This window comes from Kitasatospora sp. NPDC059571 (genome assembly GCF_042735675.1).
In the GTDB taxonomy this organism is placed as follows: domain Bacteria; phylum Actinomycetota; class Actinomycetes; order Streptomycetales; family Streptomycetaceae; genus Kitasatospora.
In genome coordinates this window covers 1-4,897 of the sequence record NZ_JBHWBW010000396.1, presented here as the reverse complement: position 1 = coordinate 4,897, position 4,897 = coordinate 1, and the positions used below count along the sequence as shown (strand labels likewise).

At 70.0% G+C, this 4,897-nt stretch carries 3 protein-coding genes; 2 read left to right on the top strand and 1 reads right to left on the bottom strand.

Annotated elements, in window-relative coordinates; translation table 11 throughout:
• Nucleotides 1-344: 344 nt before the first annotated feature.
• Nucleotides 345-872 carry a MarR family winged helix-turn-helix transcriptional regulator gene (locus ACFV0G_RS30845; RefSeq protein WP_380555144.1) on the bottom strand — a complete coding sequence of 176 codons (528 nt, stop codon included), beginning with the start codon at nucleotides 870-872 and terminating at the stop codon, nucleotides 345-347.
• Between the two features lie 62 nt (nucleotides 873-934).
• On the opposite strand from ACFV0G_RS30845, the gene ACFV0G_RS30840 reads away from it, so the two are divergent.
• Nucleotides 935-3,070, top strand: coding sequence for an MMPL family transporter (locus ACFV0G_RS30840; RefSeq protein WP_380555142.1), 2,136 nt, complete (start codon nucleotides 935-937; stop codon nucleotides 3,068-3,070).
• A gap of 113 nt (nucleotides 3,071-3,183) precedes the next feature.
• Nucleotides 3,184-4,800 (top strand): MFS transporter, encoded by a 1,617-nt coding sequence (locus ACFV0G_RS30835; protein ID WP_380555140.1) that lies wholly within the window; start codon nucleotides 3,184-3,186, stop codon nucleotides 4,798-4,800.
• Nucleotides 4,801-4,897 lie beyond the last annotated feature (97 nt).

The following is a 4,897-nucleotide window of genomic DNA, read 5'->3' as shown; positions in this document are numbered from 1 at the left end:
TTTTCTGCTCCGGGCTCACACCGCCCCCGTGGGGCCGGGGGCCCGGGTGGGGGTCCGGCCCCCGCGGCGTGCGATCAGACGGAAGGCGAGCGGGCACTCTCGTGCTGCCCGGGTTCGACGAAGTCGTCGAGTCGGTGGAACGTCCCGGCGTGCCGCTCGGCACGGTCAGGACGAGGATGCGCGGTGGGCTCATTCGTATGAGGCAGGCGCTCTCCGAAGCCCCCCCTGGCGCTCGCCCTTCGTGAGGTGCGGGTGCGACGGACAGGGGGCCGGCCGTGAACGCGCCTGGGCGACACGGCTCGCCCGGCCCGCCGCACGATGTGTTCGCTTGAGGCGAACGGGCTCTACTCCGAGGGTGGAGGCGCCAGGTAGGTGCGGTAGGCAGCGGCGACGTTCTCCAGGTACTTCTGCGCTCCCGCCCGTTCTGCTTCGCTGAGGTTGTCGGACGCCCGGTACAGCAGCATGAGAAGTGGTGCGAGCTCGCTCATGACGTGCCGGAGTCCGGTGTCGGTGACGTCCAGGGTCTGACGCCGGCGGTCGTGCAGGTGGGGGCGGCGGACCATGTGCCCTTCGGCGACGAGCCGGTTGACCGACTGGGTTCCCGCGGCACTGGTGACGCCGAGTCGTCGGGCGAGTTCCACCGGGCCGATGGGCTCACCCGCCCCCTTCGCCATGATCACGTGCTCGACCGCCTCGACGTTGGTGAGCGGCATGCCGAGGCGCTCCGCGAGTTCCGAGCGCGCGAGCTGTGTCAGCGTCAGCACGTCGCGCAGCGCCTCGGAGAGGTCGTCCCCGGCCGGTGCCGGCCCTGCGGGCGGGGTCTGAGGGGAATCCGGATCCGGGCTCGCTCCGAATGACTGGTGTTGCGCCATGCGGCCAAGTCTGACACGGTAGAAATCGCTAAGCTACTTAACGACTTCGAGGGTGCGTTGCTGTGTCCCCTTCCCTGACCCGTCGTCCCGGACGGACGTCCACCACCTCGCCGACTGCCGGCGACCCCTACCTCCGAAGTCCGCGCGCCACCGCCTGGCTCGTCCTGCTCCTGACGGTGATCGGCCTCGGAGCGGCCTTTGCCCTGGGACCAAGCGACGCCACCACCACCAGGGCAACCGGAACCGGTCTGCCGGCCTCCTCCCAGTCCGCTCGAGTCGCCGAGATCGTCAAGACGTTCCCCTCAGGGGCAGCCGCACCGGCGATCGTGGTCTACAGCAATACCGACAACAGCCCCCTCACCGACGCGCAGCAGAGCATCATCCGCGAGCGCGCCGCCCCGCTCGGCGCCCTCGGTCTGACGCCGGGCACAGCCGGGCCGCAACTGGTCCAGGGCAAGGTCGCCACCGTGGCCGTGCTACTGCCCACCGGGGCAAGCGACGACGAGAACACCGCGACGATTGATCGGATCCGCCACGACGCCTCCCAAGACCTCCCTGCACCACTACAGGCACAGGTCACCGGTGGACCCGCCTTCCGCGCCGACGTCACCAAGGTCTTCGCCGGCGCCGACACCAACCTGCTGATCGCAACCGCCTCCGTCGTCGCCGTGCTCCTGCTGATCACCTACCGAAGCCCCATCCTCTGGCTCGTCCCGCTGATGGTCGTCGGAGCCGGTGATCGCATGGCCGGCATCCTCGTGGGCGTCCTGGCCCCGCACGCCGGCATCGAGGTCGATGCGTCCGCCGCCGGCATCCTGTCGGTCCTCGTCTTCGGCGCCGGCACCGACTACGCTCTCCTCCTCGTCTCTCGCTACCGGGACGAACTGCACCTCACCGAGAACCGGTTCGCCGCGATGGCGCGGGCCTGGCGCGGCACGGCCCCAGCTGTCATCGCCAGCGGCACCACTGTGGTTCTGAGCCTGCTCACCCTGCTCGCCGCCGAGCTCACCGGAAATCGCGGACTCGGCTTCGCCGGCGCCATCGGCATCCTCACCGCGATGCTGTTCGGCCTGGTTGTCCTGCCCGCAGCACTCGTCCTTCCCGGCCGCTGGCTGTTCTGGCCCTTGGTCCCCAAGGTCGGTGAGCCTGTCACCGCGGACCGGAGCGGCGTGTGGTCCCGAATCGGCAGGGCCGTCGCCAAGCGTCCGGCCCGGATCGCCCTTGCCGGAACCGCCGTCCTGGTGCTGCTGGCCTCCGGCGCGCTCGGCCTCACGACCGGCCTTGCCCAAGCCGACTCCTTCCGCAAGACCCCTGAAGCCGTCCTCGGACAACGGACCCTCGCAGCAGTCCAGCCCGCCGGCGCCGTCGACCCCCTCACCCTCGTCTCGACCACCGCCGCCGCCGACCAGGTGGCCGAAGCCGCGCGGCGCGTACCCGGCGTGGCCTCCGTGACGCCGGCCGGAGCCACCGAGCGCTGGGCACGCGCCGACGTCATCCTCGACGCCGCTCCCGGCACCGCCGCCTCCGACCGAGCGCTCCGACAGCTCCGCCACGGCGTCGCCGAGATCCCCCACGCTGACGCCCTGGTCGGAGGCAGCACCGCAGAGGACTACGACACCGCCCGCGCCAACACCCACGACACCCGGATCGTCGTGCCCTTGGTTCTCGCGATCGTCCTGGTCGTTCTCCTCGTCCTGCTCCGGGCCGTCGTCGCCCCCCTCCTGCTCGTCGCCACCGTCATCGCCTCCTACTTCGCGGCCCTCGGCGCCAGCTGGATCATCTTCCGCACGGTCTACGACTTCCCTGCACTCGCCACCAACGTGCCCCTGCTGTCCTTCCTCTTCCTCGTCGCCCTCGGTGTCGACTACAACATCTTCCTCATCGCCCGTACCCGCGAGGACACCGTCGCCGGACACGACACACGCCGCGCTGTGCTGCGCGCCCTCGCCTCCACCGGCGGCGTCATCACCAGCGCGGGAATCCTCCTTGCCGCGGTCTTCGCCGTCCTCGGCGTCCTCCCGCTCATCACCCTCACCCAGATCGGCGTCATCGTCGGCATCGGCGTGCTTCTCGACACTCTGCTCGTGCGCACGGTGCTGGTCCCTGCCCTGGTTCTTCTGGCCGGCCGCCGATTCTGGTGGCCCAGCCGCCCCGAGACCGCCACTGCCGGCGACCGGTCCGAGGCCCAGCACGGCTGACCTGGGCGACCCCGGGGCCCGCCCGCACCGAACGGCCCCCGGGGAGCTGCACCGCGAAGGCACGGCCTGCCGGCCGACCAGCCCCAGAACCCTGCGATCACCTCGAGGAATCGATGGCCACCACGAGCACGGCACCCACCACTCCCGCAGGCAACCCACCACCCTCCCACGGCAACCGCTGGTGGGGCCTGGTCGCCATCAGCCTCGGCGTATCGCTGATCATCGTCGACTCCACCATCGTCAACGTCGCGATCCCCAGCATCATCAACGACCTGCACATCACCTCCAGCGATGCGCAGTGGGTGCAGGAGACCTACACCCTCGTGTTCGCCTCCTTCCTCCTGTTGGCCGGGCGCACCGCAGACCGCGTCGGACGACGAAAGGTGTTCCTGACCGGTACGGCGGTCTTCGTCGCTGCCAGCGCCGTTGCCGCGACGGCTGCCGGCGGACCCATGCTGATCGGGGGCCGGCTTCTCCAGGGACTGGGGGGAGCGATGATCCTCCCCACGTCGCTTTCCTTGATCAACGCCACCTTCCGGGGCCGCGAACGCGCCCAGGCCTTCGCGATTTGGGGCTCGACCATCGGAGGCACTGCCGCGCTCGGACCCCTGCTGGGCGGCTGGCTCACCTCCCACCTGTCCTGGCGCTGGGCGTTTGCCATCAACCTCCCACTCGGCCTGGTCGTGGCAGCCGGTGTCCTTCTGCTCGTTGCCGAAAGCAGAGACAACACGGCGGAACGGGGTGTCGACCTCGCCGGTGCGGTTCTGTCGGTTCTCGGGTTCACCGGCATCGTCTTCGGCCTGATCGAGGGCCGTACCTACGGCTGGTGGGCCGCCGAGCAGCCGTTCTCCCTTCTCGGCACACGCTTCGACAGCGGGATCTCGCCCGTTCCCATCGCCTTTGCAGCCGGCCTTGCGTCCCTGGCCCTGTTCGTGGCCGTCGAACTCCGCCGCAACCGGAACGGCCGGACAGCCCTGCTCGACCTTCGGCTCTTCGCCGTCCCATCGTTCCGCAACGGCAACGTCGTGGCCGGCGTTGTCAGCCTGGGTGAGTTCGGGATCCTGTTCTCCCTGCCCCTGTGGTTCCAGAACGTACTCGGCTACTCGGCCTTCCAGGCGGGCCTGGCGCTGCTGCCGCTCGCCATCGGTAGCTTCGCCGCCAGCGGTCTTGGTGCGGTCCTCGCGCCGCGTATCGGAACCCTGAACCTCGTCCTCGCCGGCATCACCTGCGAGATGATCGGGGTATCCGGCATCGGGCTGGTCCTCTCGCCGCACGGAGGCGGGTGGCAGGTGGCGCCCTTCCTCCTGCTCTACGGCATCGGCGTCGGCTGGGCCACCGCCCAGATCACGGGTGTGGTCCTGGCTGACGTGCCCGTCAACCAGTCAGGCCAGGGCTCGGGAATCCAGAGCACCACTCGGCAGATCGGATCAGCATTGGGCATTGCTGTCCTGGGAACCGTTCTGTTTGCCACCCTGACGGCCGACCTCACCCGCAGTCTTCGGGCCGACGGACTCCCGCCCGCCCAAGCGAGCGCCGTCGCGTCCGCCGTCCAGCACAGTGCTGGCACCTCCATTCAGCCACTACTGGCCGAGCCCGCCACCCATGCGGCCGGAGAACGAGCACGCGAGTCCTTCACGACGGCCACCTCCACCGCCGCCTACACGGCCGCCGGCGCGCTTGCCCTGGGATTGACCGCGGCCATCCGACTCAAGCGGAAACTGCCGGCATAGCGATCGTTGCCGGTGCCGGGCCGTCTCGCAAGAACCGATCAACCGGCCCGCAGTTCAACGCAGAGCGGGCGGTTCGGCACCGGTCTGGTGCCGAACG

Bases quoted from the DNA above. Each gene is read 5' to 3' on its own strand.
- ACFV0G_RS30845 (WP_380555144.1), bottom strand. From the start codon at position 872: ATGGCGCAACACCAGTCATTCGGAGCGAGCCCGGATCCGGATTCCCCT.
- ACFV0G_RS30835 (WP_380555140.1), top strand. From the start codon at position 3,184: ATGGCCACCACGAGCACGGCACCCACCACTCCCGCAGGCAACCCACCA.